This window comes from Amycolatopsis sp. cmx-11-12 (genome assembly GCF_046269425.1).
Lineage (GTDB): Bacteria > Actinomycetota > Actinomycetes > Mycobacteriales > Pseudonocardiaceae > Amycolatopsis.
This window is the reverse complement of sequence record NZ_JADNQM010000064.1, coordinates 1-26,576: the sequence shown is the minus strand read 5'-3', so window position 1 is coordinate 26,576 and position 26,576 is coordinate 1. Positions and strand designations below refer to the sequence as shown.

Below are 26,576 nucleotides of genomic sequence, written 5' to 3'. Positions count from 1 at the left end.
TCAGGGCTGCTCCCGCTTCCCCAGCGTCTCCTGGTTCCGCTGCCCTCAGCTATCACCGCTATGATGCGACATAACAATGGTGCAGGTCTTTCACCTCCACATTGATTGACAGCGCCTCGTGGCGCACACCGGGTCTTCGGCACTCACGATCCCGCACCCGGACAAACTCGCCAAGTCCCGCGGTGGGCCGGTACCGGTCCCGGCCCAAGTCCAGCACCTGCCCGGACAACGGATCAGTGACGATCCGGCGCAACACCGTGTTCGGCCCGGTCGCGATATGCCGGGCCAGCGACGCCGGAAGGTGACCGTGCCCGGCCAGCTCCGCCGGATCATCATTCAACCCGAGATAAGTGAACAAATCCATATACAGGAACACCTCCGTGCGTTCGCTCACCCCGCCCTGGCCGCCGAGCAGGAGATCGAGGGCGACATCGGCACGCAACTGGTCCAGGGTCCGGGTTTCGGCCCCGGTTTTGAGGGCCCGTGCTTGACGGTCAATCCGGCTGTAGGCGGCGGTCACCTTCTCGACGGGGCCGTCCTCGACCTCAATCGACGCCACCCCTGTCTCACCCTGCCGCACCGCCAACCGACGGCCGTCACGGTGGTGCTCGGCACGCTTGTCCGCGCCTTCCCGGTCAACCGTCGTCGCCACATAACTCGCCGCTTTCCGGATCTGCTCGGAATTCTTCCCCGGCAGGCGATCCTCCAGCAGAGCATCCGCGGCCAGGGCATCCTTGTCCGACAGCCACGCGGTCGCGGCGGCGACTTTCATCGCCCCGAAACCACTCACCTTCCCTTGGTCCATCAGGTTCAGGGTGCGGGGCAGGCGGGTGGTCAACGCGTCGGCGGCAGCGACCATCTCACCCGCATGACTGTCCACAAGAGACAACGCGAAAGCGACCTCCTGTGTGACACTTCGCGCGCCCTCGCGATGACGCGACAGCTGCGCCAAGGCGCGGAACCGGACCGCTTCCAGACGCGCGATCCCCTCCGACGCCGCAACCGCCACAGCAACAGAATCCCCGTCATCCAACAACATCAACGACGCATTGACTTCCTCCAAGACTCTCGGATCGGCTGTGTTTTGGAGTAGTGCCACAGACGCGGCTTTGTGAATGTCCACACAAAGGAACCTACAACCGGCCACCGACAGTTTTGGATCACGCGGCCACGGTAGGACGTTGCCGTTTTTCGGCGACTTGAGGTTCAGTGTCCCAAATCCTCCCCCGTCACTCACCCGCCATCCAGCACGAGGGCACCGAGACGAGCCCGGGTTCCCATCGCCGGGCAGCTACGAAGCACCAGTTCGACGGGCTAACCCCGCCCGATGTACGGCATCGTGGTCGCCGTGACGGTCAGGAACTGGACGTTCGCGTCCAGCGGCAGCCCTGCCATGTACAGCACGGCGTCCGCGACATGCCGTGCGTCGAAGGTCGGTTCGGCCTTGACGCTCCCGTCGGCCTGCGGGACGCCGTCGGCCATCCGCAGCGTCATCTCGGTGGCGGCGTTGCCGATGTCGATCTGTCCACAAGCGACATTCCAGGCCCGGCCGTCGAGGGAGATCGACTTCGTCAGCCCGGTGACCGCGTGTTTCGTCGCGGTGTAGGCGATGCTCGCGGGACGCGGGGCGTACGCGGAGATCGAACCGTTGTTGACGATCCGGCCACCGCGCGGGTCCTGCTCCTTCATCAGCCGCACGGCCTGCTGCGCGCACAGGAACATTCCGGTCAGGTTGGTGTCGACGACGCGTTTCCAGTCCGCGAAGGACAGTTCGTCGACCGTCCCGCCCACCGACACGCCCGCGTTGTTCACCAGCAGATCCAGCCGCCCCCACTTCGCGCGCACCGCCTCGAACAGCGCGGCGACGGAATCGGGATCGGCGACATCGGTGGGCACGGGAAGCGCTTTCGCGTCCCCGCCCGCGGTCTCGGCCAGCGCGTCCGCGCGGCGGCCCGCGAGTGCGACCCGGTAGCCCGCGCCGAGTAACGCGCGGGAGATCTCCCGGCCAAGCCCGGAGCCCGCCCCGGTGACGACCGCGGTCTTGCCGTTGCCCATCGATCCTCCTCGCAGACCGTGCCGGACCGATCCGGCTCGGTGATTGTTTTCCGATTACCCGCGTCCGTTCAGACTAGCGGGCACCCGCCGAAGGGAAACGTTCACCCGGCGGCCGTCGCGCCTTCACGAAAACCGGTAACCCCTTCACCACATCGAGGCGATTCCACAGATGTGCCCAGGGGGAATTCACACCGTTCACAGCGTCGCCGGAGCGGTGCGCAATGAAGAAGAATCCACGATTCCAGCTGGTCCAGACCGGCGAAGAGACCATCCGATGGCGTCTGCTCGGCGGCAACAACGTGTCGCTGGGTTCGGCCCCCGCCGACTATCCACGGGCCGAGGAATGCCTTGTCGCGATCACCTGGCTCAGCACCCACATCGCCGAGCTGACCAGCGATTTCAGTCATCTCAGCGGCGGCCGCTGGCGCTGGCGCCTGCATACGGACGACCGGATCGTGGCGATCGCCAGCCACGCGTACGGGCGGCGTATCGAGGCGCAGCGCGGGCTCGACCGGTTCCGGTCCGCCACCACCGAGGCGACGATCGGTGAAGGGATCGAGACCATAGCCGATTGGCGCCGGAAATACCGCCGCAATTCCGCCGATAATTCACCGAATCGTTTTCCGTGACGACCGATCACGGAAAGTGCGTTCCCCGGAGATTAACCACCAAGACGTCGGGCGGGAACGCGAAGCACCGGCGCAGGACAGTGTTACAGAGCGAGGATTACGGCAAGTCACGGAATCCCGTGACGACTTGGGGACTAGAGAAAGAGTGCAAACAAGATGCGTGCTCGTACCACTCGGTTTCTCGGCGCCACCGCGATCGCCGCGTGTGCCTGCCTCACCCTGACCGGCACCGCCTCGGCGGTCGCCCCGGCCAACGGCCTCGAAGAGGTCATCGCCGCGGCCGGCTCGGACACCACCACTGACATCACCGGCGCGATCCTCGCCGACGCCAACACCGCGGCGTCCAAGGCGGCCTGGAACACCGACCCCGACAACTACGTCAACGTGCCGCCGCTGCTCACCGGCACCCAGACGTTCACCGTCCCGGCCGACCCGTTCGCCGACCAGGTCGTCTACAGCACGAGCAACCCGGCCCCGAACGGCTCCTCGCAGGGCAAGGCGGCGCTGAAGGCTTCGGCCGAGGCGCTCGACGGCAAGATCGACATCGCGCGGTCGTCCTCGGCCCGTAGCTCGTCCGACCCGTCGACCTTCGAGTTCTTCGCCTTCGCCACCGACGGTGTCACCTGGGCCTCCTCGGCCACCGGTTCGGGCGCCGGCCTGTCCCTGACGCTGGCGCAGCTGCGCGGCATCTACTCCGGAACCATCACCAACTGGAACCAGGTCGGTGGCGCCAACGCCGCCATCGTCGTCTACCTGCCGCAGACCGGTTCCGGCACGCTGAGCTTCTTCACCGGCACCGTCCTCGGCTTCGACCCGACCACCAAGCCGGTCACCATCAAGCGTTTCCAGGAGCACGACGGCAACTCCATCGCCGCCGCCGACCGCTCCCGGGCGATCGCGCCGTTCTCCATCGCGCAGTGGATCGCGCAGGGCAACGCGGTGACCCCGGACAAGCGTGCGGGCTTCACCGTCAACCCGCTGACCGGTGCCGGCTTCAACGGCTCCCCGGTCGCCGGTTCCGCCGGTAGCTACACCCCGGCGTTCACCACCGCGTTCCTGGGCTCGCGCAGCGTCTTCAACGTGGTCGACAGCCGCACCCCGAGCTACGACCAGGCCAAGCGCGCCGTCGGTTTCGACAACGGTGACTCGGCCTCGACCGCCAGCCGCCTGTGCGGTGGCGCGTACGCCGCCAAGATCAAGCAGTTCGGCTTCCTGACCGTCTCGGGCCCGAACGGCCTGTCCTGCGTCAAGTCCTGACTCTGCTGAACTAGCAACGAGAACGGCCCGGTGTGCTCGCGCGCACCGGGCCGTTCTTCTCGCTGTCGTGTTACTTCTTCGGGGCGACATCCAGCGCGTCGAGCGCCGGACCGGTCATGATCACGCCGGCGCCGGTCACCGGGTCGAAGCCCGGGGCGCCGAGGTCGATCGCGGACGACGTCAGCGCCGTCCGGATCTGCGCCGGGGTGGCGGTCGGCTTGCCCTGCAACAGCAACGCCGCGATGGCGGCGGCACTCGGCGCGGCGGCGGAGGTCCCGAAGAACGGCTGGAAGCCGCTCACCGAGGTCGCGACGCCGTCGGCCGCGGTGATGTCCGGCTTGTTCCGCGTCGCACCACCGGTCGAGGACACGTTGCCGGGGGTGATCGCCGAACCGTCCGGGTTGTAGAACTGGTGCCGCAGACCGTCCGAAGTGAACCGCTCCCACTTGCTGGCGCCGGTGAACAGGCCGGGGAACGGGCCGGTCGGGTTCGCCGGGTCACCGGTCTCGAGCGCACGGCTGAAGGCACCGGCGGCCGGGGCGGCCGCGACACTGAAGGCGTTGACAGCTGCCGAGTGGCCGGACGTGACACCGTTGGTACTGAAGGCTTTCAGCGAGCCGGAGTCGACGAAGCGGCCGCGGATCACGTTGAGCGCGATGAACCGGTCGGCACCGCTGTACTTGACCACGGCGACCTTGAAGCCCGAGCCGGTGGCCGGGACCTGGGCGATCTCGTACGGGTTCTGCGTGCCGTTCTGCGAGCCCTCGCTGGAGGCGACGACCGAACCGGCCGAGTTCAGGACGAACAGGTCGTAGTCGCTGGTGGCCTTGCCCCACGGGTCGGACCAGAACAGGGTGACGTAACGGCCGAGCGAACCGGGCGAAAGCGCGTTGTACAGCTGGGTCGTGCCGCTCGGGTCGAAGTCGTGCGGCGTGCCGGTGATCCCGGAGATCTTGGTGCTGGAGCCGCGGAAGTCGCCTTCGTAGTAGCCGCTGGTGCCGTCGGTGAGGTTGCCCGAGTTCCCCGCGGAGGAGAAGTAGAGCGCGCCCGCGGCGGTCACGTCGTTGACGGCCTTCGCGACCGGGCCGTCCTCGAACGGCGACTCGTCGAAGTAGGAGACGTCGTCGACGATGATCGTGCACTTGCCGGTGGTGCGCAGCGCGCGGATGTTGTCGGCGAAGCTCTGCTCGCTGGTGAACGCGGTCGCGAAACCGAGCGCGGCGCCGGGCGCCATGTCGTGGATGATCTCCAGCATCGCGGTGCCCTCGTCACCGCTGCCTGCCTGGCCGGGGAGGACGTCGACGGCCGGGAGCTCACCGGCGGTCTGCGACGCCTGGAGCGACTTGATGCCGTCCGAGAGCACGCAGACCTTCTGGCCCGCGCCGTTGACGCCGTACTTCGTGCGGGCGGTGTCGTTGCCGTGCGCCTTGTCGCCCTCGGCGACCTGGAGCGCGGCGGCCGCGTTGGCGGCGGTGGTCTGACGGCGGTCCTGCGGCGCGGACTCGTTCCAGGTCATCGCCTGGGAAGCGGCCTTGACCTCGGCGACGTCGCCGCGACCAGCGATCGCGTCGACGGCTTTCAGCGGGAGGTCGGCGCGGACCGCGCCGGCGGGCGAGGCGTAGCGCACGGTGCCACCGGCCGCCTTGACGGCGTCCACGAGCGACTGGCCGACGCCCTTGATGTCCACCGCGACGGTACCGGCGTTGCTCACGCCCAGCCCGGTCTTGTACTCGGGAAGCTTGCCGGCCAGGCCCCTGTCGGCGCGGAGGCGCTTCTCGATGACGAGCTGGCTCGACTGCTTCCGCTCAGCCGGGGTGAGGCTCTGCTTGATGCTTTGCAGTGCGGTGATCCCGGCCTGGGTCCGGGCCTCCTCCGACGGCTGGGCACCGGAAACCGCGGTCGACAGCAGCAACGCGCCGACCGCGACCGGAACCGAGCATGTGACCACTCGGCTGAATCTGCTCATCGAACTCTCCCTGTGTTCAGCAATCCAGTCGCGCTCCGGCTAAAAGCGCACTGGCGGCATGACACTCCGTCAGAAGAATTCCTTCGGTTGCCCGAATGGATTACCCCTGACCGGGTGTAATGGGGAGAATCTAAAGAGCTATCGGTGACGAGTCCACCGACCAAAGTCGGGAACGGGCGAAGATCCACATCCTGAGAGCGAGTTCGGTCCGAAAAGACCGAAATCCTGGATTACGCCCAAGCCGGGAATAGCCGCCAAAGCGCCAAGGCCGCGAGCGCGCCGAGAGTGAGCAGGACCGGCCCGGTGATGACGTAGGTCGAAACGGGACGCCAGCGGCGATAAAGGAAAGTCGCCCCGGCCGCCGCCGCCACGAATCCGCCGAAGGCCAGCACCAGCCCGGCCCACGCGTCGCCGTCACCGGTCCGGCCGTCCTGCGCGTCCGCCCTGCCGTTCTGCAGGGTCGGCTTGAACGGCCTGCCCTCCAGGACGGCGGTCACCACGGTCGCCTCTTCCGAAGCCAGTGGCCACCACGACGCCGACGTCACCAGCGTCAGCCGGTCGTTTTCGGTCTTGCCGTAGTCAGCCCCCTCGTCGAGGGGCCGGGTGGCCTTCTCGGTCACCCGGTAGACGGACTTGCCCTGCGTCGTGGCGACGACGATCTCGTCCCCCTTCTCCAGGATGTCGAGCGAACCGAACGGGCCGCCGAAACCGGCGTTGCGACCGGCGATCACGGCGTTGCCCGGCTGTCCCAGCCCGGCCGTCCCCGGCACGTGGCCGGGCCCGGAAGCGGTCTCGCCGCTCGACGCGCCCTCGATGACGACCTGCTGCACCTTCAGGACGGGGATCTCCAAGACGGCGACCGGCTTGCCGAACTCGACCGGTTTGGCGGGCGGCGTGGCCCCGAACAGGCTCTGGCTGGCACCCAGCGCCACGTCCATCTCGCCCCGGATCCCGGTCAGCGCCTTTCGCTGATCACCCGACTGCAACATCGGCCCCAGCGCGTAGACGACCAGCGCCAGTGCCACCAGGGTGGTGACCAGCCAGGCGAAGATGACCGCGCCGATCCAGCCGGGGCCGAACCGCAGGAACTGCTTCTCTTCGACGTCTTCCGGCGCGGACTGCCGGTCTTCCACAGGAGTGCTCACGCGACGCCACCCGAAGACTTACGCCGCAAGAGAGCGAACAGCATCGCGAACGCCGCGCCGATCTCGGCCATCGCCCTGGTCAGCCAGGTCGGAACCGGCCTGCCCGCCGCGAGATACGCCGTCGCGGACGGGAGCGTCGCCAGGATCACCAGCGCTACCAAGGGAATGAGAGCACCCAGCGCCCCCGCGCCCGCGAATTTGGGGATGTCGATCGATTCGGCGAGGTTCTTCGCAGCCGCCACGCTTTCCGGCGTCGGCGCGACCGCGGGAGCGGGTCCGGTGGCGGCGGCGGGCGGTGTCCCGGCGGCCGAACCGGGGCCACCGGAGGCGTTGTTCGGGAAGGAGTTGGAAGCCGGCGTCGCGCCGGAGGCTCCCGGTGGCGGCGGGTTCTTCGCCTCTTCCTTTTCCTGGCAGGCCTTTTCGACGGTTCCGGTGCCGATCTTGGCGACGCGTTCGGCGGCGGTGGCGGCCAGACCTGGGTTCAACCGGACCAGACCGGGAGGAAGAAGTGCCTGTCCGTAACCGGCGGCGAGGTTGGCGAACGACTTCAGCTGGTCCTGCTTCTCCTTCATCGGCTTGCAGGTCGCGTCGATCAACGGATTGACCGGTACGGCCATGTACTCGACGAAGGTGAGCGGGTACGCGCCGTCCTTGGCCACGGTGCCGACCTCGGCCGTGCCGTCGGGGCCGAGCTTCATCGAGTCAGCCGCCAGCTGGAGGCTCTGCTCGGTCGGTGCGACGAAGTTCCCCTTGCCGTCCGGAAGCGCCACCGGCGTCCAGCGGTTGATCGTCGCCGTCGCGAGATCCGTGATCACCCAGTTCACGCAGCCGCCGTCGCAATCGCTGCCCCGTCCGGCGACGGCGTTGTCCACGGTCTTGCGCACCGACAGTTGCCCCGTCTTCGCATCGACGTTGTGCACCTGCGACTTGCCGGGGTCGAGCGCGCTCAGATCGGCGATCACACCGGGGGTCTTCCCGTCCAGCTCACCGAAGTAGTCGGAGCCCATCTTCGGGAAGACCCAGGCCCGCGGCGCGGTCCCGGCGAGGACCTTGCTCAAGGCGAACGGGATCGTGCCCGGCCCCGACTCGCCGGTCACCCCGAAGAAGTCGGCGCTTCCGTTGTAACCGGACCGGCGGTTCGCCGCGACCACCCCGGCGGGCTGGCCGTCCTTGATGGCCGAGAGCACGGCGTTGCGGCCGACCAGCGGGGAACCGTTCTTGAAGATACCGCCCCGGCCGGCGGTGTCGGGGTTCTGCCCGCCCTTCGTGAACATGTTCGCCAGTTCTTCGTAGGTGAACGACGTCGTGCTGGTGAGCTTCGAACCGAGAGGGTTCCCTTCGTCGTTGACATCGGTCGGGGACCATCCGACCGCGGCGATCACCGCCGCGTTGACCCCGACGGGGACGTACTCCCTTGACCGGACGGTCTGCGCGGCCAGCGCGTTCCCGCTTCCGGTGATCATGAGATCGGAAGCACCCTTGTCGAACGCGGTCAGCCCGGTGTCTTCGGTCTCACTCACGATATTGGCGGGCTGGTCGGCCTGGGTGGGAGCGCACAACGCCTGGTTCCAGGCGACCGCGGCCCGCCCGAGCCGCTCCGGCATGCTGGCGTTGAGCGTATGCCTGCCGATCCCCTTGCAGCCCTTGACCCCGATCCCCGGCAGGTACGGGGTGAACTTGATCGAGTCGTCGACCCAGGTCACCGACTTGCCCGTGGCGTCCTGCGCGGTGATCTGGACCGTGACGCTGCAGGGATTGTTCTCGTCACACGTGAAGGAGAACTGCCTCCTGGTCTTCGCGCCGGTCGCCGGATCGACGACCACGGGATTGTCCGCCCACGGGACCTTGGGGAATTTGTCCCCGGGATTCACCGCTTTTTCGTACGTGGTGTAGAGCGGATCCCAGGCCACGGGATGCGGCCGCAAGGTACCGCGCGGGATCGTGGTGTCGAAAACGATGTCGCCGGTCGTGCTGCTCCGCACCCTTTCCATCTGCTGCATGCCCGCGTTCTTACCGGCGAATTCGTCGCCGAATTCGTCTTGGCAGTAGGCCACCACCCTGGTGAGCAGAGTGTGATCCCGGGGCCATGGCGGTACGAACACCCTCTTCATCAGGTTGTCCGGCACGTCCTTCGGGCAGATGACGAGTTTCGCCCTCGCGCCCTTGGGCAAACCGGAAAGGGTGATCCGCACCGGGTCGCCGTTCTGGACCGCCGAGAGATCGGCGGGTTCGGTTTTGAGTCGGTACGGCGGGTCGGCGGGCGGCTGCGCCTGCGCGGCGGGAACGGACACTCCCGCGACCGCCAGTATCCCGCAGATCAGCACGACCCCGACTCGTCTTGCTCGGACCAGGAACACGGACGACTCCCCAGATTTCACGGGCACGCGGCGGACGGTGCGGTGCCCTCCCGGCGCCGCACCGGACCCAACGTCCCCGAGTCACCCGTTTGGGGTCAACCGGCTCGGACCGTCTGCCGCACTGATTCACAAACGCCCCGTCGGGCGTTCTCCGCGTGGACACCTTTCCCGGGCGCGGGCACCACATACTGGCCGCATCGAGGGGCGACGTGGTGTGCCCTGAACTCCTTTACTTGCCAACACGAAGGAAGGCCGCTCGTGACCATCGCGCCACCCCGGCCCGATCCGTCCCCACCCGGAGCACCGGTGCGGCGCGCGATCACCGAAGTCCTCTCCCGGGCGGACCGGATGTTCCGCCGGGTCACCACCGGCGCCGGGCTGACCATGCTGGCGATCCTCGTGGTCATCGGCTTCTTCCTCGTCTACCGGTCCGGGTCCGCCTTCGACGCCAGTGGTTTCGGGTTCTTCACCACGATCCGGTTCGATCCGGCCTCGGGTGTCCTCGGCGTGCTCGGCCTGCTCTACGGGACCATCGTGGTCGCGCTGATCGCGGTCCTGATCGCGGTACCGCTGAGCATCCTGGCCGCATTGTTCATCACCGAGTACTCCAGTGGGAAGATCCGCGGGTTCCTGACCGGATTGGTCGACCTGCTCGCCGCGATCCCGAGTCTGCTGTACGGCCTGTGGGGCTTCGCCTTCCTCGGCCCGCAGATCGTGCCGGTTTCGCTGTGGCTCACCGAAAACCTCGCCTGGTTCCCGCCGTTCTCGTCCAAGGAGAACGCGCTGTACATCCAGTCGATGTTCATCGCGGGCCTGGTGGTGTCGCTGATGGTCCTCCCGATCACCACCTCGGTGATCCGCGAGGTGTTCGCGCAGACACCGCCCGGCGAGAAGGAGGCGGCGCTCGCACTGGGCAGCACCCGCTGGGGCATGGTGAAAACCGTCATGCTGCCCTTCGGCCGTGGCGGCATCATCGGCGGTTCGATGCTCGGGCTCGGTCGCGCGCTCGGCGAGACGATCGCCGTTTCCCTGCTGCTGCCCCAGGTTCCGGAGATCACGAAGCACGTCCTCCAGTTCGGCGGTGCGACGATCTCCGGGTTCATCGCCAACAACTCCGGCGCGTCCGGCCTCGCGCTGTCCGGGCTCATGGCCGCGGGCCTGGTCCTGTTCATCTTCACCCTGGCGACGAACTTCACCGCTTCGGTGATCATCTCCAAGAGCCGCTCCGGTGTGGGGGTGGACGCGTGAGGGCGACCATGACTCCCCCGGTCACCCCGGCGCCGCGCAAGCTCGTCAAACGTCGTCCGTCGGAAACCACCAGGCAGGACCGGCTCGCGGCGCTCGGCTGCGCGGTGTCGGCCACGCTGCTCACCTGGTTCGTCATGCATCTGCTGATGGACTCCCCCGGCTGGCTGGCCGACCTGATCGTCGCTTACCTGCTCTACCTGACGATGCTTTACCTGGTGACCCGCGACCGGCTGGGCAGGCTCGCCGCGTCGGACCGGCTCGTGTCCACCGTCGTCGTCACCGGGGCGCTCGTCCTGCTCGCGCCGCTGCTGTCGCTGCTGATCTACATCGTCGTCGAAGGCGCGCCGTATCTGCGCTTGAGTTTCTTCACCCACGACATGTCCGCGGTCGCACCGACCGATCCGGTCACCGACACCGGTGGGTTGCACGCGGTCGTCGGAACCCTGCAACAGACCGCGCTGACACTGGTCCTCGTCGTCCCGCTGGGCGTGCTCACCGCCGTCTTCCTGAACGAGACACGGTCCCGGTTCCGCCGTCCGGTGCGGATCATGGTCGACGCGATGAGCGGACTTCCGTCCATTGTGGCCGGTCTGTTCGTCTACGCGGCGCTGATCATCCCCGGCATCCAGGCTGGGGTGGGTTTGTTCAGCTACAACGGCATGATGGCCACCTTGGCGCTGACGATGGTCATGCTGCCGACCGTGACGCGGACCGTGGACGTGGTGCTCCGCCTCGTACCGGACGGCCTGCGCGAGGCGTCGTTGGCACTCGGCGCGAGCCGTGCCCGCACGGTCTGGTCCGTGGTGCTGCCTACCGCGCGGACCGGGGTGACGACCGCCGTGATCCTCGGCATCGCACGAGTGGCGGGTGAGACCGCTCCACTGCTGTTCACCTCGTTCGGCACGCTCGGGATGAACGCCAACCCGTTCTCCGATCCGCAGGAGAGCATCCCGCTGTTCATCTACCGGTTCATCAAGCAACCGCTGGAGAACGTCCAGCAGCGCGGTTACGTCGGCGCGCTCGTGCTGATCCTGCTCATCTTCGGCCTGTTCGCGATCGCCCGCGTGGTGGGCCGCGACCGGTCCAAGCGCAAGGCGAAGAGAACCACCGTCAAGACACAGGAGAACCGGTGACCGACACTGAAGTGTCCTACGTGGACAGTCCGGCGCGCCCGCTGGTCGAGCTGACCGGCGGACCGCCGCCCGGCGCGGCGGAACTCGAGTCGCGTGAAATCGGCGCCTGGTTCGGTGACCGGCTGGTCCTCGAAGGGGTGTCACTGCGGATGCCCGCGAAAGAGGTGACCGCGCTCATCGGCCCGTCCGGCTGCGGCAAGTCGACCTTCCTGCGCATCCTCAACCGCATGCACGAACTGGTCCCGTCGGCGTCGCTGACGGGCGAGGTTCTGTTGGACAGCAAGGACATCTACGCCGATGGGACGCGGCCGCAGCAGGTCCGGCTGCGGATCGGCATGGTGTTCCAGAAGCCGAACCCGTTCCCCGCGATGTCCATTCGCGACAACGTGCTGGCCGGGTTGAAACTCGCCGGCGTCAAATGCAGGGACAAGGACGCGCTCGTCGAACAGAGTCTGGAACGGGCCGGGCTCTGGCGTGAGGTCCGCGACCGGCTGAGCTCGCCCGGCGGCGCGCTGTCCGGCGGACAGCAGCAGCGGCTCTGCATCGCGCGATCGCTGGCCGTGCAGCCGAACGTGCTGCTGATGGACGAGCCGTGCTCCGCGCTCGACCCGACGTCGACCCGGCGGATCGAGCAGACCATCGCCGAGATCGGGCACGAGGTGACGGTCGTCATCGTCACGCACAACATGCAGCAGGCCCAACGGGTTTCGGACCACTGCGCGTTCTTCCTCGCGGCCGAGAACGAACCCGGCCGGGTTATCGAGCACGGCCCGACGGACACCATCTTCAACGCGCCGTCGGACGAGCGCACCTTCGACTACGTGAACGGGCGATTCGGATGATCCGCAGGCTGGCCGCGCTGGGCGGGGTCACGGTGTTGCTGTCGCTGGTCATCACTCCCGGGGCGGCGGCGCTCACGAGGATCACCGGCTCCGGGTCGAGCTACGTCGGCCCGGCCATGAACGACTGGCAGAACGGCGCGACGTCACGCGGAATCCCGGTCAACTACTCCGCCACCAACTCGCCCGCCGGTGTCAACCAGTACGGCGACCGGACGGTGGACTTCGGCGGGACCGAGGCCGAGGTGTCCTCCCTCATCGCCGCGGGCGGTGGCGGCCTGTCCGCGCAGACCCGGGGCTACCAGTACGTCCCGGACGTCGCCGGCGCGGTCGCCGTCATGTACAACGTCAAGGACCAGGGCGGGAAGCGGGTCGACTACCTGCACCTCACCCGCGAGGTGATCGGCCGCATCTTCAGCCGGGACATCACCCGCTGGAACGATCAGGCCATCACCGCGACCAACGGCGGGAAGCCGCTGCCGGATCAGCCCATCACGCTGGTCGGCCGGACCGGGCAGTCCGGGACGACGGCGCTGTTCTACGACTTCATCGCGCACGCGGCCCCCGACGCCTACAAGCGGTTCGTCGCCCGCAACGTCGGCAACGGAATGGGGAACCTGCCCGCGGGCGTGCGCCCCATCCAGCTTCCCGGGCAGGGACCGGACGCCGAGTGGTACCGGCTGCTCGCGGACTCGGACCAGATCGCGAAGTCCGTGGGGTCCGGCAGTATCCCGTTCTCCATCGCCTACGACGAGTTCGCCTACGCGCAGCTGTACAAGGTGCCGACAGCGTGGGTACAAAACGGCGCGAGTCAGTACACGCAGCCCTACGCGGAGAACATCGCGGCCGCGCTGAAACACGCCGAACTCCGCCCGGACCTCAGCCAGAAACTGGACAAGGTCTACTCGAACACCGACCCGAAGTCGTACCCGATCTCGGCCTACTCGTACGTCATGATGCCCTGCACCAGCGGCCGTGACACCTGCCGCGGCGGCTACGGCGACCAGGGCAAGACCGACACGATCACCGCGTTCCTCGAGCACGTCGCCTGCGACGGCCAGGTCAACATGGCCCGGATCGGCTACTCGCCGCTGCCGCCGAACCTGTCGCAGGAGATCATGAACTCCAACGCGCGGCTCAGTGGGAAACCGGCTAAACAGCTGAACCCTGGCAACTGCGGCAACCCGACCTTCCACGGGAGCCTCGGGGCCGGTGCCGCCAGCCCGCCCGACCCGCTGGTGACCGCCGGGATCATCAACCCGGACGGCAAACCCAAGACAGGCGCCGGCGCGACCGCGGGCCCTTCGGCCGCCCAGAGCGCGGGCCCGGCCAGCGGCGACAAAACCGCGACGACGGCGGCCAGCCCGGACGAGGAGTCCGCGGGCGGCGGCTCGAAGAACTGGCGAGAGGCCTCTCCGGCGGCCTACGACGAAGGCGGCTTCGGCGGTTTCGGAGGCTGGGCGGCGCTGGTGCTGTTCGTCGCGATCGTGGCGCCTTTGGTGGTGCGCGGAGTGATCCGGAAGGTGCGCGGGTCGTGAGTGGTAAAGACGGTTAGCCTCGCGACTGCCCCGTGGAGCCGTGTCGCGAAAGCCACTTTCGGGACATCAGACGTCCCGAAAGTGGCTTTCGCGACACCCTGGACGGCGGCCACCGCCATAGGAATCCCCTATGGCGGCCACTGACATTTCGTCTTTGCCTTTCTTTCTTTCCCGGACATACGCTTTCCCCATCGAGCGAACAATTCCGGGATCGAAAGGAACAATGACATGACCACGCCCGAAAACGGAACACGGGAACTCGCGGGAAAGCGGGCCTTGGTCACGGGTGGCTCCCGCGGCATCGGGGCGGCCATCGTGCGCCAGCTCCTCGACGCGGGCGCCGAGGTGCTCACGACCGCCAGGTCGGCGACGGACACGGTGCCGGAGGGAGCCTCCTTCGTGGCGGCCGACGTGCGGACGAAGGCCGGAGCGGAGGCACTTGCCGGGGCCGCGCGGGAGACGCTCGGCGGGGTGGACATCCTCGTCCACAACGCGGGTGGGGCACGACCGCACCAGGGCAGCTCGGCCATCCCCGACGAGGAGTGGCAGGACGCGCTGGATTTGAACTACCTGGCGTCGGTTCGGCTGGATTCGTTGCTGGCACCGGAGATGCGGGAACGGCGGTCGGGGGCGATCGTGCACATCTCCTCGGCGGCGGTCCTCACCCCGGTCGGACCGTTCCTGCACTACACCGCGGCGAAGGCGGCACTGGAGAACTACAGCCGGGGGCTGGCTCTGGAGCTGGCCCCGTTCGGGATCCGGGTCAACACCGTGTCCCCCGGCCGGACGGCCACTCCCGGTGGCGAAGCGACGCGGGAGCAGTGGGCGAGCATGGCCGGCACGCCGGATCAGAGCGACATCCCCGCCGTGCCGCTGGGGCGCGACGGCCTGCCCGGCGACATCGCCGACACGGTGTCGTTCCTCGTATCCGAGCGGGCGGGCTGGCTGACCGCGAGCACGCTCGTCGTCGACGGCGGCGAATTCCCCCGGGGCTGAGGCGAAACATGAGTGAATACAGCGGAAAGAACGCGGTGATCACCGGCGGCGGCAGCGGAATGGGTTTCGCCATGGCGGAACTGCTGATCGACCGCGGCGCGCGGGTGGCGATCACCGGGCGTTCCCAGGCGACGCTCGACAAGGCTCGCGAGAGGCTCGGCGAGAACGCGATAGCGGTCCGAGGCGATGTGGCGTCGCTTTCCGACCTGGACGCACTGGCCGACCGGGTGAAAGGCGAACTCGGTACGGTCGAAGCCCTGTTCGTCAACGCGGGGATCGCCCGCGCGCTGCCTTTCGAGTCGATGACCGAGGAGCTGTACGACGAGCTGTTCGCGGTCAACGTCAAGGGTGCCTACTTCACCGTGCAGAAGCTCGCCCCACTGCTGAGCGCGGGCGCCGGTGTCGTCCTCACGACGTCGGTCGCGAACACCATCGGTATGCCGGGGACCAGTGTCTACGCGGCGGGCAAGGCGGCGCTGCGGTCGATGGCCCGCACCCTCGCCACCGAGCTGCTGCCGCGCGGGATCCGGGTCAACGCGGTCAGCCCCGGTCCCATCGACACGGGAATCGTGCTGGAGGGGATGACCGAAGCGGAGTTCGAGCAGTCAAGGCGGGCCTGATCGCGGACAATCCCATGGGGCGGTTCGGCACGCCCGGTGAGATCGCCAGGGCGGCCGCGTTCCTCGCCTTCGACGCCACCTTCAGCACCGGCGTCGAGCTCGTCGTGGACGGAGGCGCCACTCAACTCTGAACGATCAGGAAACCCTTGAGAGGGAAACGGTTTCGTGCCAGGTCTCCTGACCCAGGAGTTCGAGCAGAGCGGTCTCCGCCGGGCCCGCGGCTGGCCGGAGCACGGCGATGACGGGTTGGGACACGGCCGGGGACACCGGACGCGCGAGGTGCTCCTGGCCGTGGGGAACGGCGGAGGCCGGGACGAGGGCCACTCCCAGCCCGTGGGCGGCCCAGCGCGCGGCCGTCGCCGTCTGGGACACGCGGGCGGCCGTGGTGGGAGCCTGCTCGTCGTCCCGCAGGACGGACAGCAACACGCTGTCGAGCGCGCTGTCACGGTCGAACCGCACCCACGGCTCGCCCGCCAGATCGCGCAGCTCGACCCGGTCCGCCGCGAGCAGCCGGTGCCCGGCGCCCAGCACCACGACGAACTCCTCGTGGCCGAGGTGGTGGGCGTCTTCGGGGCTCTGCTCGCACGCCGCCATCAGGGCGAGGTCCAGGACGCCCTTGCGCGAGAGCCGCTCCATTTCGGCGGCACTCGGCTCCTCGAAGAGGGTGACCTCCAGCTTCGGGAAGCGGCGCCTCAGCGCACTCAGCGCACCCGGCAGCTGCCGGGTGCCGAAGCCCATCTGCACCGAGACCACCAGCTCGCCCACCAGGTCTTCGGCACCGGCACGGGCCGTCGCCCGCGCCCGCCGCGACGCCCTCACCGCGACCTCGGCCTCACGCAGGAACGCGCGGCCGACCACGGTGGGCACCAGCCCGGTCGGCGTGCGGGCGAACAGCTTCACGCCGAGTTCCCGCTCCAGACCGCGGATCTGCTGGGACACCGACGGCTGGGCGACGTGCAGCCGCTCGGCGGCCGCCGTCACCGAACCCTCTTCGGCGACGGCCAGGGCGTACTCGTACTGGCGAAGACTCATCGGTTCACCTCTCCGCATTCCCGGGTGCCATCGTTGTCATCGTAGACAGAAGGCGCGGCGGCTTCCTCCCGCGCCGCCGCGCCCCTGCCCTTCCCCGGTCCCGCCCCTACGGGAACGTCAGCACGACCTTCCCCCGGCCGTGCCCTGTCTCGATCTCCCGATGCGCCTCGGCGGCCTCGCTGAACGGGTACGTGCGACGCACCAGGAACCGCAGCTCCCCCTTGGCGTACAACGACGCCAGCATCCCCAGTCGCTCGGCCGACCTCGTCCCGGTGACCATGCGCGCCCCGGCCTCGGGTGCGCGAGCGTGGTCGACCAGGGTGAGCACGCGGTCCGGATTCCCGACCAGCTCCAGCGAGAGGTCGAACGCGACCCCGCCCGCCCCGTCCAGCGCCGCGTCGATCCCGGACGGCGCGAGTGCCCGCACCCGGTCGGCGAGGCCTTCGCCGTAGACCAGCGGTTCGGCGCCGAGCGAACGGACGTAGTCCTGGTTCGCCTCACTCGCCGTCCCGATCACCCGCGCGCCGCGCAGCACGGCGAGCTGGACGGCGGCCGTGCCCACCGCGCCCGCCGCCCCGTGGATCAGCAGCGTCTCGCCACGGGCGACCCGCAAGGCGTCCAACGCCAGGTACGCGGTCTGCGTCCCCGCCGTGAAACCGCCGGCGACCTCCCACGGCATCTCCGGCGGCTTCGGGGTGACGTTCTCCGCGGGCACCACGACGTACTCGGCGTAAGCCTGCACGGCGGTGAAGCCGAGGACCTCGGTCCCCGCGACGAGGCCGGTAACCCCGGAACCGGCCTCGTCGACGACCCCGGCGAACTCGTTCCCCGGGACACGCGGCCAACGCAGCTCGAACCCGGCGGGTTCCCAGCCCGCCCGCACGGCCGCGTCGTACGGCTGCACTCCCGCCGCCTTCACCCGCACCCGGACCTCCCCCGCCCCGGCGTGCGGCTCTTCCAGCTCCAGTACCCGGAGTACCTCCGGGCCACCGGCTTCCGTGAACGCGGCCGCTTTCATCTTGTTCCTCCAGTTCGTTCCCCAGCTGTCGGGACCCAGCGTGATACCTCCGGTTAACTGGAGGTCAAGAGTTGTCGGTGTGACGTTCTAAGCTGCCGATGTGACGAGCTACCGCATCTCCAGGGCAAACGCTTCCGACGCCGGCCGGTTGACCACGCTGATGCACGAATCCGACGCATACCTTGGCGAGTACGCGCGGATTCTCGAGGGTTACCAGGTCACCGAGGACTATCTCGCCACCCATCCCGCGTTCGTCGCCCACGCGCAACGCGAGGTGGTCGGCTTCTACAGCCTCATCGAGTACCCGGCCGAACTGGACCTGCTGTTCGTCGCCGATTCCGCACAGGGCACCGGCATCGGGGCGTGGCTGGTCGAACACATGCTCGGGCAGGCCTCGGACCTCGGCATGACCGAGATCCGCGTCGTTTCCCACCCGCCCGCCACCGGTTTCTACGAGCGGATGGGCGCCCGCCGCGTCGGCGTCGTGCCGCCTCAGCCGCCGAAGATCACCTGGGAGCGCCCGGAACTGGTCTTCGACGTCAAGCGTCCACCGCGCGACTGAACCGGCCGATCAGTTTGCGCAGGTGCCCGGCGAATTCCGGGGAGTCGACGATCTCGAAGTCGGCGTCGAGCAGGCCGAGGTAGAGCGCCAGGTACTCCAGCGTGTCCGCACCCGCCTTGAGCAGGCAGGTCTCCTCGTCGACGGCTTCGACCACGACGGCGGGCGGCACCTTGGCGGCGGCTTCGGCGGCGGGCGCGTGCAGCCGGATCGTCGCGTGGTGCCGCCACAGCGCCGCGCCGACCCCACGCTGGAGGTACGCGACAACGCCGCCTTCGGGTGGTTCACGCTGCTCGAACCGTCGCCCGTTGGGAGTACGCGGCCGCATCCGGTCCGCGCGGAAGGTGCGCCAGTCCTGCCTGTCGACGTCCCAGCCGACGAGGTACCACCGGCGGTTCATGTGCACGACGCGATGCGGTTCGACCTGCCGCCGCGTCTCGGATCCGTTGTGCCCCAGGTAGTCGAACCGCAAGGTCTCGCGGTCTCGGCAGGCGTTGGCGATGACCGTGAGCACCTCGGCGTCGACCGTGGGGCCGCCACCCTGCACCGCGAGCGTCGCGGAATTCAGTGCCTCGACGCGGCGCCGCAGCCGCGAGGGCAGCACTTGCTCCAGTTTCGCCAGCGCGCGCACTGACGTCTCCTCGATCCCCGCGATGGTCCCGCCCGCGGCCGTCCGCAGGCCCATCGCCACCGCGACGGCCTCCTCGTCGTCGAGCAGCAACGGCGGCATCGCCGCGCCCGCGCCCAGGCTGTAGCCACCGGAAACGCCGGGAGTGGCGTCGACCGGATAACCCAGGCCTCGCAGCCGCTCGACGTCGTTCCGGATGGTCCTGGTCGTGACGCCGAGCCGGCCAGCCAGTTCCGGTCCCGGCCAGTTCCGTCTCGCCTGCAACAAGGACAAGAGCCGCAGGAGCCTTGCCGAAGTTTCCGCCATGAGTTCACCTTGCCCGAGATCGCGGAACGAACCTTTCCGCAATGGCTTCTAGCTTAGCTCTCATGACCGAGATCAAGCTGAGCCCGCGTGCGCTCAACCGCGCGACACTGGCCCGGCAACTCCTCCTGGAGCACTCCGACCTGCCCGCCGTCGCCGCGATCGGGCACCTGGCCGGCCTCCAGGCGCAGGCGCCCGACTCGTCCTACGTCGGACTGTGGTCCCGGTTGCGGGACTTCCAGGTGGACGACCTGGCGAAACCGCTGGCCACCCGCGAGGTCGTCCGGTCGACGTTGATGCGGGGAACCGTGCACCTGGTGACGGCCGAAGACGGCCTCGCCCTGTGGCCCACCGTCAAACCGGTGGTCGAGCGCGGGTTCCTCGGCCACTATTCGCGGGAGGTCGCCGGGCTCGACCTCACCGCGATCGCCGAAGCGGGGCGGCGTCTGCTCGCCGAGCGGCCCCGCACCCGCGCCGAGATCCGGATCGCGCTGTCGGATCGGTGGCCCGGCGCCGATCCCACCGTCCTCGCCTACGCGGTCAACAGCCTCCTCCCGCTCGCACACGTGACACCGCGCGGCCTGTGGGGACAGCACGGCCCGGTCGCGTTCTCCCTGCTCGACGACTGGGTCGGCGAACCGATCACGGACGGCATCACCCTCGACGATCTGGTGCTGCGCTACCTCACGGCGTTCGGCCCAGCGACCGTCCGGGACGCGCAGGTCTGGTCGGGGCTGACCAAACTCAAGGAGGTCTTCGAACGGCTCCGGCCACGGCTGCGCACTTTCACCGATGCCGAGGGAAAGGAACTGTTCGACCTCCCGGACGCACCACGCCCCGATCCGGAAACCCCCGCTCCGCCCCGGTTCCTGCCCGAATACGACAACGTCCTGCTTTCCCACGCCGATCGCACCCGGGTGATCCCGGACGGCCGCCGCGTGCCGCTGCCACCGGGTACCGGCGGCCGCCGGGGCACCCTGCTCGTCGATGGCGAATTCCTGGCCATTTGGGCGATCAAAGGGGCGACGCTGACGATCGAATCGCGAAAGCCTTTGCGAGATCAGGATTCGATCGCCGAAGAAGGCGCACGGCTAATGGAATTCGTAGTGCCGGACGAAAACCACGACGTACATTTCGGCATCGGCGGGTAACAGTCCGGCCTTTTGCCGTAACGAACGGCGGCGTTCGGGCGAAGCATGGCCTCAGAGAGCCTGAAGGGAGCGGGCCATGTCCAAGAACTATGGGTTCATGACGGTGCTGGCGGGGCTGAGCGCGCTCGCGGTCATCACGGTGGCGGCCGTCATGCGATACCCGAACACGTCCGACGTCACGGCGGTGATCACCGCGGCGGGAACGGTGATCGGCACGGTGGTGGGCGCCTTCTTCGGCGTGAACGCGGCCTCTGCGGGACGCGTCAAGGCCGAAGAAAGCCGGGATCAGGCGACGGCCGCACTGGTGAAAGTGGCCAGCAAAGCCGACGAGGGCAGCGACGTCGCGAAGGCGGCGATGGAAGGCGTCAACTGACCGTCCTCAGTGGACGATCAGTCGAGCGCGTCGAGCAGCGCGAGATCCGGCGGGACGAGCGTGGTGGAGAGCACCAGCTCCCGCAACAGGTTGTCGTTCAACGCGTTGCCCACCGGTTCGCCCACTTCTTCGCGCCGGAGGCCGTAGACGCCGCCCGCGGACAACCGCGCCCGGACATCGATGACGACGTGCTCGACACGGCGGCTGGTCCACGTCTCGTCGGGGCGGAGTTCGGCGAGCACCTCGGCCGTCTGCTGGCGGGACAGCGGCTGCGGATTGAGGTCGTGCAGCAGATAGCGCTGGCCGAAGACGACCAGGACCAGGCGTTCGTCCGCGCTGAGGCGCCAGCGGCGGGGCGGCACGGTGACGTCACCGTGCCGGGTGGCGGGCTGCCCGCCGTCGGGACCGGCGACGTACAGCTCGAGCAGATGCTCACGCCTGCCCGAGCCGCGGACGAACAGCGGCGTGTAGCCGTCCGAGAGAGGGATCGGCTCCTCGCCCTGGGACAGCCAACGGGAGTTCGGCAGGCGGATGGGCAGCTGGCCGGTGTTGCTGACCCACCAGTGCCCGCTGCTGAAATTCAGGAGGCCGTGCTTGCGGCTGACCTGGAGGTCGTTCTCCCCCACACAGACGTCGACCTGCGGCCGATTGCGCCCGAAGGAGACCTCGCCGCCCTCACCGGGGTCGACCGATACACCGCCCGCGAGCGTGAGGGCGAAGACCGCGCCGGGAGCCGACCGGGGCACGCCGAGCGCCAGGCTTTCGTGCGCCGTGGTGAGCCGCTTCATTCGTACCTCCTCCTGATCCCGGGCAGTATGCGAGGCGTCGCCGGGGAGGGGTCCCGGTGGTTCGCTTTAGGTTCAGCATATGTCTACTCTGCGTGTGGTCGGCTTCCTGCTCGTGTCCGCCGCGGCCCTGACCGGCTGCGGATCCGAGACGCCGCCGCCTGCTTCTTCACCTGCTCCCGCGTCTTCGTCTTCACCGTCACCCTCGCCGTCGTCTTCGAGTGTTCCGCCGTCGTCGTCGGGCATCGCCCACCCGGACGGCCCGCTGGTCGCCGCCAACGGCACCGACCTCAAGTCGTGCCGGGACGGCGACTGCGAGGTCATCCTGAAGCCGAAGGACAAAATCGCCTTCGAAGCCCGCCTGCGCGTCACCTATATCGCGGTCGATTCCGTGTCGGCCGACAGTGTCACCCTCTCGGCCGCCCTCCCCAGCGGTACACGAACGACCATCAGCGGCAGCGCCGGAGGAACGAACGGGATCGCCTACACGGTGACCGCGGTCAAGGACGGCAAGGCGGTCGTGAAGTTCACGCCCGACGCCTGATCCGGCGGAAATCCGTACTGTGGAAAGCATGATTGACTTCTCCAAGGACACCGTCTTCAAGCTCACGCCGTGCAAACCGAAGGACATCGCGCCGACGGTGCAGCCGATCATCATCCCCGGGGAAGAGATCATCTCGTCGTTCAAGGCGGTGCGCGACTTCGTGGTGTTCACGAACAAGCGGCTGATCGCGGTGAACGTCCAGGGCATGACGGGGAAGAAGAAGGACTTCACTTCGTTGCCCTACAACAGGATCCAGGCCTTCTCGATCGAAACCGCGGGCACGTTCGACCTGGACGCCGAGCTGGACCTGTGGTTCAGCGGACTCGGGAACGTGCGCCTGGAGTTCCGGGGCTCGGACATCCGGGCGATCGGCCAACTGATCGCCACCCACACCCTTTAGCCCCCTCCTCCCGCAAGTAGTCGACTACTTGCGGGAGGGTGGGCGCGTGTCGCTCACGGCCTCTGCGTGGATTGCGACGGCGATACGCGCTGCGGCTCGTAAGTGGTAAGGACGGCGGACCAGCCGAGGGTTGACGATGTAGGAATCGGGACGTCCAGTGTCCCAATTCCTACATCGTCACGAGGCCACTCCGATCCTCGGACCTTGATCAACGGAGGATCGGGGACGTTGAGTGTCCCCGATCCTCCGTTGATCAAGCTCAGGTCAGCCGAGCGGGGAGGATTTGGGACGTTCAACGTCCCAAATCCTCCCCGCTCGCCCCTTGCCGCAGCACCGTCCCGGCGCGAGAGTCCTACATGTTGATCTTTTGATGCCTGGGTTTCGCTGACCTTGGCATGTTCGCTGCTCTTGGCCGCTGACCTGCGCGGACAGGGCTGAACACTTCTCGCGTGTTCTCGCCCTACCCGACGTCTGACGGCTTGGAGACGGCCTGGCACTCGCCCGCTCCTCCCCCATCTCCCCGATACGAAGCCATCCGCGCGGCCGTTGCGTCGGGTCAAGGCACGCTTTCCGCCTTGACGCGTCGTGACGATCTGGCATCGGGGCGGTGGCTCCGCGTAACAGACGTTAGGCCGTTTGCGACCTCTGAGCACGAATGTCTCAGCGAGGAGGCCGACGTGCTCATTGGCATACCTGCGCGCCGCTGGCGGCGGCGACACCTGCCCACGGCTTCAGCGGGCGCACCGCCCGGCCGGTGGGCGGAGCGGAGCGGCAGCCCGCCGTGTCGGGCAAGGTGCGCCCGCTGAAGCGAGACGCGGACGCAAGGTGACCAGCGCGCCGCCGACGGCGGCGCGCCTTGATCCCATAGAGCCAAGTTCGGCAACTAGTTTGCATGAGAATCAGGAGAAGGAATGAGTGAAATCGATTTTCAAGAATTGGCGTCAGCACTGAAAGTCGCAGCCGATACGATAAATGCGTTTCCACATGAGTCCGTGCAGATTAAGATTGTCGAGGCCCTCATCAGGGCGTACGAGAACGATCACACCGAAGATGAATCAGCCATTCTGGAGCATGGCGTCGACGGTGACGGTAACGAAACTGTCACAACTGTCCCTAAAGACATCAATGGAGCACCGCAGCTTGGCAGGCAGACGAAGAAGCGATCGACTAAGTATGTGCCAGCTCTTGATAAAGATTTAAATCTGCATCCCGATGACGCTCCTTCATTGAAAGAATTTGCACAGGAGTGCCAACCGAAGACTCAAAACGAGTACTGCCTTGTTTCGATATACTGGTTTATTGAAAAGGCGCATATTGATCCCGTTACTGCAGATATGGTTTACACGGCTTTTCGAAACCTCAACGTGTCCTTGCCCGCCGACTTTATCAACATGATCGCCAAGACTGGCAGCAAAGGGTGGATACACTCGGGAGAACGAACCAATCTCAAGTTGTCAACAAATGGAATAAACTTCGTTGAACGCGAGATGACTAAGCGCTCCGCCGAGGTAGTTGATGAATGATTACTCTAGTTGAGTTCCTGAATCCGATATCAAGAAGTAGCTATCAGGCTAAATGCCTGGCCACGCTGTACTATCACGAGCGGTACAAAAATTCTTCACCGATCACAACAGAGGAGATGCGGACCGCGCTCGCGCAAGCTCGAATTTCAGTCGCAAAGAAGATGAACATACCAGATATCTTAAACAAAGCCGGACATTACGTGGATACGGACGGAGTCGACAATAAAGGACGCAAACTTTGGCACCTAACGGAGGCCGGGCGAACGTTGGTTAGATCCATGCTAAACCTCCCAGATCACGAGCCTGAAATCGAGATTGACGTAGGCACACTCCGACGCATTGCCGAAAAGGTGAACGATGACGTCGTAAAGAGCTACATTGAGGAAGCGCTCATCTGCCTCAGCGTTGGTGCGTTTCGAGCTGCGATCGTATTCTTGTGGTCAGGCGCAGTAAGAACGCTCCAAGATTCGATCCTTGCCCACGGTGCGACTGCGGTAAACGCTGCAATACAAAAGCACGACACCAGAGTGCGCAGTGTGGCGAAAATCGAAGACTTCTCCTCCGTGAAAGATATGTTGACCCTTCTTGCCGCACGCGAGTTGGGCATTATCGACAAAGGGCAGTGGTCGGCACTGGATGCAGCATTGACGACACGAAACCAATGTGGACACCCGACTAGTTATAGACCTGGCGAAAAGAAGACATCGGGCATAATCGAGGACATCGTCAATATCCTATACCAGGGAAGCTAGTTGGCCAGCTAGCTAAAGAAGGGCTTCACACTCCGCGACAAGGCGTGCTGCAAGCGGAGTCGTATCGACGCGTGTACGTTCAGTTCACTCATAACCTCTTTGGCAACCCAGATCACTTCCTTGCTTTCATTACTTACACGCAGGGAGCCGCCAATAGCCTTAGCCCTGAAGCAGATAGAAAATTCTTGCCGCACCTCGCCATCGTCGTACGCGATGATGTGGTTCGGGTTCGAGTACAGGCCGATCACCCCGGTCACCTCGCACTCAATCCCGGTCTCCTCGCGGACCTCCCGCAGGGCGGCCTGCGACAGCGTCTCCCCAAGCTCAAGCTGCCCACCAGGGATCGAGTACAGGTCGTTGTCCGTCCGCCGGATCATGAGGATGCGGCCTTCATCGTCCTGGATGAACGCGGACACCGCGACCGCGATGCTGTTCGCCTTCGGGGCGTTCGGGTCGTTGAGGTAGTCGACGCGTGCCATGTGTGGCCTCCTAGAAGGTGGCGGGCTTGGCGAGGTTCCAGACGGCCTCGAAGCTCTCCGAGTAGGTCTCGAAGAGATCCCCGGCGGATAGCCGACGGAGGTGCAGGGACGGGGCGTGTGCTCCCTGGAAGCCGTAGACGTGCGTGTTGATGATCATTTCGTCGTCGAAGCGGAAGATCGAGTTGTAGAGCGTGGTGTTACGGAAGCGCATCTCCACCCCGTCTACCCCGATCAGCGGCCGGTAAGACGCCAGCGCATTACGAATGCGTGCCGCAAGCGTCCCGTCGCCGAGTTGCTCCTCCTCCCCGCGCAGAGCGACACTCTCCCCTTCGGGATCTCCGAAGACCAGCCGAATCTTGGCCCCGGCCTGGGCTTTTGCTGTCAGGTCCTTGATGAACCGCGGGCGCTCCACCAGAAACAGCGCGGCGTGGACCAGCACCTCGACGGTGTCCGACGCTTCCTTGATCAGCCTGTCCCAAAGTTCGACGGGTATGGCGTTGCGGTGCGGGAACACGCGCACGACCTCGGCGGCGGCCGTCTCGGCCTTGCGTCCGGGGGCCACCGAGTCCGGCCAGAGGTAGGTCTCGGACTCACGCACCATGGCGGCGATCTTGTGCCGATGCTTCGGGTATGGCGTCCGCCCCTTGGTGATCCACCGTTCGACGGTTTTCTGATCGACCCCAATGACGTCTGCGACCCGACCAGACGTGAGCCCGTTGCGCAGCAGAGAGTCCCGTAGGCGCTCGTTCGGCATACGCCCTCCAGGGACTTGTAGGGACGTCTTTAAACGTACCAAGGACGTCCCGAGATGTCCTGCCAGGAGGTGACCACGTCCCGTCGCCCAACAGGAGAATCGCGGCGACCAGGAGGTGATCGATGAACGAGCCGCAGACCCTGCGTGACGCGCATGCCGTCGCGACGGCCCGCCGCCCTCGAGCAGAGGCGGACAGGTCGGAATGGGTGAGGTTCCACCGAGCGAACGCGCGCATGTATCGCGAGGTGTCCGATGTGGACCGCGGACACCACCACGAACTCAAGTACTGGGTGGGCTACGAGGAGCGGAAGGCCGAGGAGGTAGCAGGGCTCGCGAGTGGTAAGGATGGTTAGGACCAAAGGTCTCTTAGCCTGCGTCTTTCACGCAGTGTGATGTAGATCTGGTCGTGAAATGGAGGAAGTGCCTGTCCTGTAAGGGAAACTTGGGCTTGCGAAGGTCCAGGGTTCTCTCACGGGAAGGCACTTCCTTGGT

General features: G+C 66.9%; 28 protein-coding genes. 17 read left to right on the top strand and 11 right to left on the bottom strand.

The annotated features are described in order from the left end of the window. Window positions 1-58: 58 nt before the first annotated feature. Both ACLARN_RS42580 and ACLARN_RS42575 read right to left on the bottom strand, forming a co-directional pair. The gene (locus ACLARN_RS42580) at window positions 59-1,039 is read right to left on the bottom strand and encodes a DUF222 domain-containing protein (protein WP_409497175.1); all 981 of its coding nucleotides are present in this window, start codon (window positions 1,037-1,039) and stop codon (window positions 59-61) included. A gap of 275 nt (window positions 1,040-1,314) precedes the next feature. Beyond that, window positions 1,315-2,055, bottom strand: coding sequence for an SDR family oxidoreductase (locus tag ACLARN_RS42575; RefSeq protein ID WP_409497173.1), 741 nt, complete (start codon window positions 2,053-2,055; stop codon window positions 1,315-1,317). Window positions 2,056-2,276: 221 nt separating this feature from the next. On the opposite strand from ACLARN_RS42575, the gene ACLARN_RS42570 reads away from it, so the two are divergent. Both ACLARN_RS42570 and ACLARN_RS42565 read left to right on the top strand, forming a co-directional pair. Next, window positions 2,277-2,684, top strand: a complete 408-nt coding sequence (locus tag ACLARN_RS42570) for a DUF1508 domain-containing protein (protein WP_409497172.1) — start codon at window positions 2,277-2,279, stop codon at window positions 2,682-2,684. Between the two features lie 156 nt (window positions 2,685-2,840). Further along, window positions 2,841-3,941, top strand: coding sequence for a substrate-binding domain-containing protein (locus ACLARN_RS42565; RefSeq protein WP_409497171.1), 1,101 nt, complete (start codon window positions 2,841-2,843; stop codon window positions 3,939-3,941). Window positions 3,942-4,011: 70 nt separating this feature from the next. Here ACLARN_RS42565 and ACLARN_RS42560 read toward each other — a convergent pair whose 3' ends face one another. The 3 genes from ACLARN_RS42560 to ACLARN_RS42550 all read right to left on the bottom strand — a co-directional run bounded on the left by ACLARN_RS42560 (window position 4,012) and on the right by ACLARN_RS42550 (window position 9,436). Beyond that, window positions 4,012-5,907: a S8 family peptidase gene (locus ACLARN_RS42560; RefSeq protein WP_409497170.1), complete on the bottom strand. Its 1,896-nt coding sequence runs from the start codon at window positions 5,905-5,907 to the stop codon at window positions 4,012-4,014. A gap of 230 nt (window positions 5,908-6,137) precedes the next feature. Beyond that, window positions 6,138-7,052 carry a sortase gene (locus tag ACLARN_RS42555; protein WP_409497169.1) on the bottom strand — a complete coding sequence of 305 codons (915 nt, stop codon included), beginning with the start codon at window positions 7,050-7,052 and terminating at the stop codon, window positions 6,138-6,140. Then, on the bottom strand, window positions 7,049-9,436 hold the full coding sequence (locus ACLARN_RS42550) for a hypothetical protein (protein ID WP_409497168.1): 2,388 nt from the start codon (window positions 9,434-9,436) through the stop codon (window positions 7,049-7,051). Before ACLARN_RS42550 ends, ACLARN_RS42555 begins: the two co-directional genes overlap by 4 nt. A gap of 231 nt (window positions 9,437-9,667) precedes the next feature. Here ACLARN_RS42550 and pstC point away from each other — a divergent pair, with 231 nt between their 5' ends. The 7 genes from pstC to ACLARN_RS42515 all read left to right on the top strand — a co-directional run bounded on the left by pstC (window position 9,668) and on the right by ACLARN_RS42515 (window position 15,914). Then, window positions 9,668-10,657, top strand: a complete 990-nt coding sequence (pstC, locus tag ACLARN_RS42545; RefSeq protein WP_409497167.1) for a phosphate ABC transporter permease subunit PstC — start codon at window positions 9,668-9,670, stop codon at window positions 10,655-10,657. Beyond that, window positions 10,654-11,790, top strand: a complete 1,137-nt coding sequence (gene pstA, locus ACLARN_RS42540) for a phosphate ABC transporter permease PstA (RefSeq protein ID WP_409497166.1) — start codon at window positions 10,654-10,656, stop codon at window positions 11,788-11,790. The genes pstC and pstA overlap by 4 nt, the downstream gene beginning before the upstream one ends. Before the next feature lie 41 nt (window positions 11,791-11,831). Beyond that, window positions 11,832-12,632, top strand: a complete 801-nt coding sequence (locus ACLARN_RS42535) for a phosphate ABC transporter ATP-binding protein (protein WP_409497174.1) — start codon at window positions 11,832-11,834, stop codon at window positions 12,630-12,632. Then, window positions 12,629-14,167, top strand: coding sequence for a substrate-binding domain-containing protein (locus tag ACLARN_RS42530; protein ID WP_409497165.1), 1,539 nt, complete (start codon window positions 12,629-12,631; stop codon window positions 14,165-14,167). Before ACLARN_RS42535 ends, ACLARN_RS42530 begins: the two co-directional genes overlap by 4 nt. Window positions 14,168-14,395: 228 nt before the next feature. Continuing rightward, entirely contained in the window at window positions 14,396-15,163 is a 768-nt protein-coding gene (locus ACLARN_RS42525) for an SDR family oxidoreductase (protein WP_409497164.1), read from the top strand. Window positions 15,164-15,171: 8 nt separating this feature from the next. Continuing rightward, a complete protein-coding gene (locus ACLARN_RS42520) occupies window positions 15,172-15,783 on the top strand; it encodes an SDR family NAD(P)-dependent oxidoreductase (protein ID WP_409497163.1) in 612 nt (203 codons plus the stop codon). A gap of 14 nt (window positions 15,784-15,797) precedes the next feature. Further along, entirely contained in the window at window positions 15,798-15,914 is a 117-nt protein-coding gene (locus ACLARN_RS42515) for an SDR family oxidoreductase (protein ID WP_409497162.1), read from the top strand. 4 nt (window positions 15,915-15,918) lie between these two features. On the opposite strand, the gene ACLARN_RS42510 is transcribed toward ACLARN_RS42515, so the two are convergent. Both ACLARN_RS42510 and ACLARN_RS42505 read right to left on the bottom strand, forming a co-directional pair. Continuing rightward, window positions 15,919-16,815, bottom strand: coding sequence for a LysR family transcriptional regulator (locus ACLARN_RS42510; RefSeq protein WP_409497161.1), 897 nt, complete (start codon window positions 16,813-16,815; stop codon window positions 15,919-15,921). 106 nt (window positions 16,816-16,921) lie between these two features. Then, window positions 16,922-17,833: an NADP-dependent oxidoreductase gene (locus ACLARN_RS42505; protein ID WP_409497160.1), complete on the bottom strand. Its 912-nt coding sequence runs from the start codon at window positions 17,831-17,833 to the stop codon at window positions 16,922-16,924. Window positions 17,834-17,933: 100 nt separating this feature from the next. Between ACLARN_RS42505 and ACLARN_RS42500 the strand changes: the two genes are divergently transcribed. Further along, on the top strand, window positions 17,934-18,395 hold the full coding sequence (locus tag ACLARN_RS42500) for a GNAT family N-acetyltransferase (protein ID WP_409497159.1): 462 nt from the start codon (window positions 17,934-17,936) through the stop codon (window positions 18,393-18,395). Here the strand turns inward: ACLARN_RS42500 and ACLARN_RS42495 are convergent. Beyond that, a complete protein-coding gene (locus ACLARN_RS42495) occupies window positions 18,373-19,326 on the bottom strand; it encodes a helix-turn-helix transcriptional regulator (protein WP_409497158.1) in 954 nt (317 codons plus the stop codon). The two genes, ACLARN_RS42500 and ACLARN_RS42495, sit on opposite strands and share 23 nt — an antisense overlap. A gap of 62 nt (window positions 19,327-19,388) precedes the next feature. On the opposite strand from ACLARN_RS42495, the gene ACLARN_RS42490 reads away from it, so the two are divergent. Then, complete coding sequence (locus ACLARN_RS42490; protein ID WP_409497157.1) at window positions 19,389-20,474, top strand: winged helix DNA-binding domain-containing protein; 1,086 nt, start codon at window positions 19,389-19,391, stop codon at window positions 20,472-20,474. Window positions 20,475-20,550: 76 nt separating this feature from the next. Continuing rightward, window positions 20,551-20,847: a hypothetical protein gene (locus ACLARN_RS42485; RefSeq protein WP_409497156.1), complete on the top strand. Its 297-nt coding sequence runs from the start codon at window positions 20,551-20,553 to the stop codon at window positions 20,845-20,847. 17 nt (window positions 20,848-20,864) lie between these two features. On the opposite strand, the gene ACLARN_RS42480 is transcribed toward ACLARN_RS42485, so the two are convergent. Continuing rightward, window positions 20,865-21,635, bottom strand: a complete 771-nt coding sequence (locus ACLARN_RS42480; protein ID WP_409497155.1) for an FHA domain-containing protein — start codon at window positions 21,633-21,635, stop codon at window positions 20,865-20,867. 79 nt (window positions 21,636-21,714) lie between these two features. Between ACLARN_RS42480 and ACLARN_RS42475 the strand changes: the two genes are divergently transcribed. The 4 genes from ACLARN_RS42475 (at window position 21,715) to ACLARN_RS42460 (ending at window position 24,851) form a co-directional block, all read left to right on the top strand. Beyond that, window positions 21,715-22,176 carry a hypothetical protein gene (locus ACLARN_RS42475; RefSeq protein ID WP_409497154.1) on the top strand — a complete coding sequence of 154 codons (462 nt, stop codon included), beginning with the start codon at window positions 21,715-21,717 and terminating at the stop codon, window positions 22,174-22,176. 28 nt (window positions 22,177-22,204) lie between these two features. Then, a complete protein-coding gene (locus ACLARN_RS42470; RefSeq protein ID WP_026467493.1) occupies window positions 22,205-22,576 on the top strand; it encodes a PH domain-containing protein in 372 nt (123 codons plus the stop codon). 911 nt (window positions 22,577-23,487) lie between these two features. After that, the gene (locus tag ACLARN_RS42465) at window positions 23,488-24,099 is read left to right on the top strand and encodes a hypothetical protein (protein WP_409497153.1); all 612 of its coding nucleotides are present in this window, start codon (window positions 23,488-23,490) and stop codon (window positions 24,097-24,099) included. Beyond that, entirely contained in the window at window positions 24,096-24,851 is a 756-nt protein-coding gene (locus ACLARN_RS42460) for a hypothetical protein (RefSeq protein WP_409497152.1), read from the top strand. Before ACLARN_RS42465 ends, ACLARN_RS42460 begins: the two co-directional genes overlap by 4 nt. Window positions 24,852-24,859: 8 nt before the next feature. Here ACLARN_RS42460 and ACLARN_RS42455 read toward each other — a convergent pair whose 3' ends face one another. Together ACLARN_RS42455 and ACLARN_RS42450 are read right to left on the bottom strand one after the other, a co-directional pair. Further along, on the bottom strand, window positions 24,860-25,330 hold the full coding sequence (locus tag ACLARN_RS42455) for an NUDIX hydrolase (RefSeq protein ID WP_409497151.1): 471 nt from the start codon (window positions 25,328-25,330) through the stop codon (window positions 24,860-24,862). Window positions 25,331-25,340: 10 nt separating this feature from the next. Next, a complete protein-coding gene (locus ACLARN_RS42450) occupies window positions 25,341-26,084 on the bottom strand; it encodes an XRE family transcriptional regulator (protein ID WP_409497150.1) in 744 nt (247 codons plus the stop codon). 122 nt (window positions 26,085-26,206) lie between these two features. On the opposite strand from ACLARN_RS42450, the gene ACLARN_RS42445 reads away from it, so the two are divergent. Then, window positions 26,207-26,437, top strand: coding sequence for an AMED_5909 family protein (locus ACLARN_RS42445; RefSeq protein ID WP_409497149.1), 231 nt, complete (start codon window positions 26,207-26,209; stop codon window positions 26,435-26,437). Window positions 26,438-26,576: the final 139 nt, after the last annotated feature.

Bases quoted from the DNA above. Each gene is read 5' to 3' on its own strand.
- ACLARN_RS42485 (WP_409497156.1), top strand. From the start codon at position 20,551: ATGTCCAAGAACTATGGGTTCATGACGGTGCTGGCGGGGCTGAGCGCG.
- ACLARN_RS42570 (WP_409497172.1), top strand. From the start codon at position 2,277: ATGAAGAAGAATCCACGATTCCAGCTGGTCCAGACCGGCGAAGAGACC.
- ACLARN_RS42575 (WP_409497173.1), bottom strand. From the start codon at position 2,055: ATGGGCAACGGCAAGACCGCGGTCGTCACCGGGGCGGGCTCCGGGCTT.
- ACLARN_RS42480 (WP_409497155.1), bottom strand. From the start codon at position 21,635: ATGAAGCGGCTCACCACGGCGCACGAAAGCCTGGCGCTCGGCGTGCCC.
- ACLARN_RS42565 (WP_409497171.1), top strand. From the start codon at position 2,841: ATGCGTGCTCGTACCACTCGGTTTCTCGGCGCCACCGCGATCGCCGCG.
- ACLARN_RS42495 (WP_409497158.1), bottom strand. From the start codon at position 19,326: ATGGCGGAAACTTCGGCAAGGCTCCTGCGGCTCTTGTCCTTGTTGCAG.
- ACLARN_RS42530 (WP_409497165.1), top strand. From the start codon at position 12,629: ATGATCCGCAGGCTGGCCGCGCTGGGCGGGGTCACGGTGTTGCTGTCG.
- ACLARN_RS42525 (WP_409497164.1), top strand. From the start codon at position 14,396: ATGACCACGCCCGAAAACGGAACACGGGAACTCGCGGGAAAGCGGGCC.
- ACLARN_RS42465 (WP_409497153.1), top strand. From the start codon at position 23,488: ATGAGTGAAATCGATTTTCAAGAATTGGCGTCAGCACTGAAAGTCGCA.
- ACLARN_RS42515 (WP_409497162.1), top strand. From the start codon at position 15,798: ATGGGGCGGTTCGGCACGCCCGGTGAGATCGCCAGGGCGGCCGCGTTC.
- ACLARN_RS42450 (WP_409497150.1), bottom strand. From the start codon at position 26,084: ATGCCGAACGAGCGCCTACGGGACTCTCTGCTGCGCAACGGGCTCACG.
- ACLARN_RS42560 (WP_409497170.1), bottom strand. From the start codon at position 5,907: ATGAGCAGATTCAGCCGAGTGGTCACATGCTCGGTTCCGGTCGCGGTC.
- ACLARN_RS42455 (WP_409497151.1), bottom strand. From the start codon at position 25,330: ATGGCACGCGTCGACTACCTCAACGACCCGAACGCCCCGAAGGCGAAC.
- ACLARN_RS42505 (WP_409497160.1), bottom strand. From the start codon at position 17,833: ATGAAAGCGGCCGCGTTCACGGAAGCCGGTGGCCCGGAGGTACTCCGG.
- ACLARN_RS42460 (WP_409497152.1), top strand. From the start codon at position 24,096: ATGATTACTCTAGTTGAGTTCCTGAATCCGATATCAAGAAGTAGCTAT.
- ACLARN_RS42475 (WP_409497154.1), top strand. From the start codon at position 21,715: ATGTCTACTCTGCGTGTGGTCGGCTTCCTGCTCGTGTCCGCCGCGGCC.
- ACLARN_RS42470 (WP_026467493.1), top strand. From the start codon at position 22,205: ATGATTGACTTCTCCAAGGACACCGTCTTCAAGCTCACGCCGTGCAAA.
- ACLARN_RS42520 (WP_409497163.1), top strand. From the start codon at position 15,172: ATGAGTGAATACAGCGGAAAGAACGCGGTGATCACCGGCGGCGGCAGC.
- ACLARN_RS42490 (WP_409497157.1), top strand. From the start codon at position 19,389: ATGACCGAGATCAAGCTGAGCCCGCGTGCGCTCAACCGCGCGACACTG.
- ACLARN_RS42580 (WP_409497175.1), bottom strand. From the start codon at position 1,039: ATGTTGTTGGATGACGGGGATTCTGTTGCTGTGGCGGTTGCGGCGTCG.
- ACLARN_RS42445 (WP_409497149.1), top strand. From the start codon at position 26,207: ATGAACGAGCCGCAGACCCTGCGTGACGCGCATGCCGTCGCGACGGCC.
- ACLARN_RS42510 (WP_409497161.1), bottom strand. From the start codon at position 16,815: ATGAGTCTTCGCCAGTACGAGTACGCCCTGGCCGTCGCCGAAGAGGGT.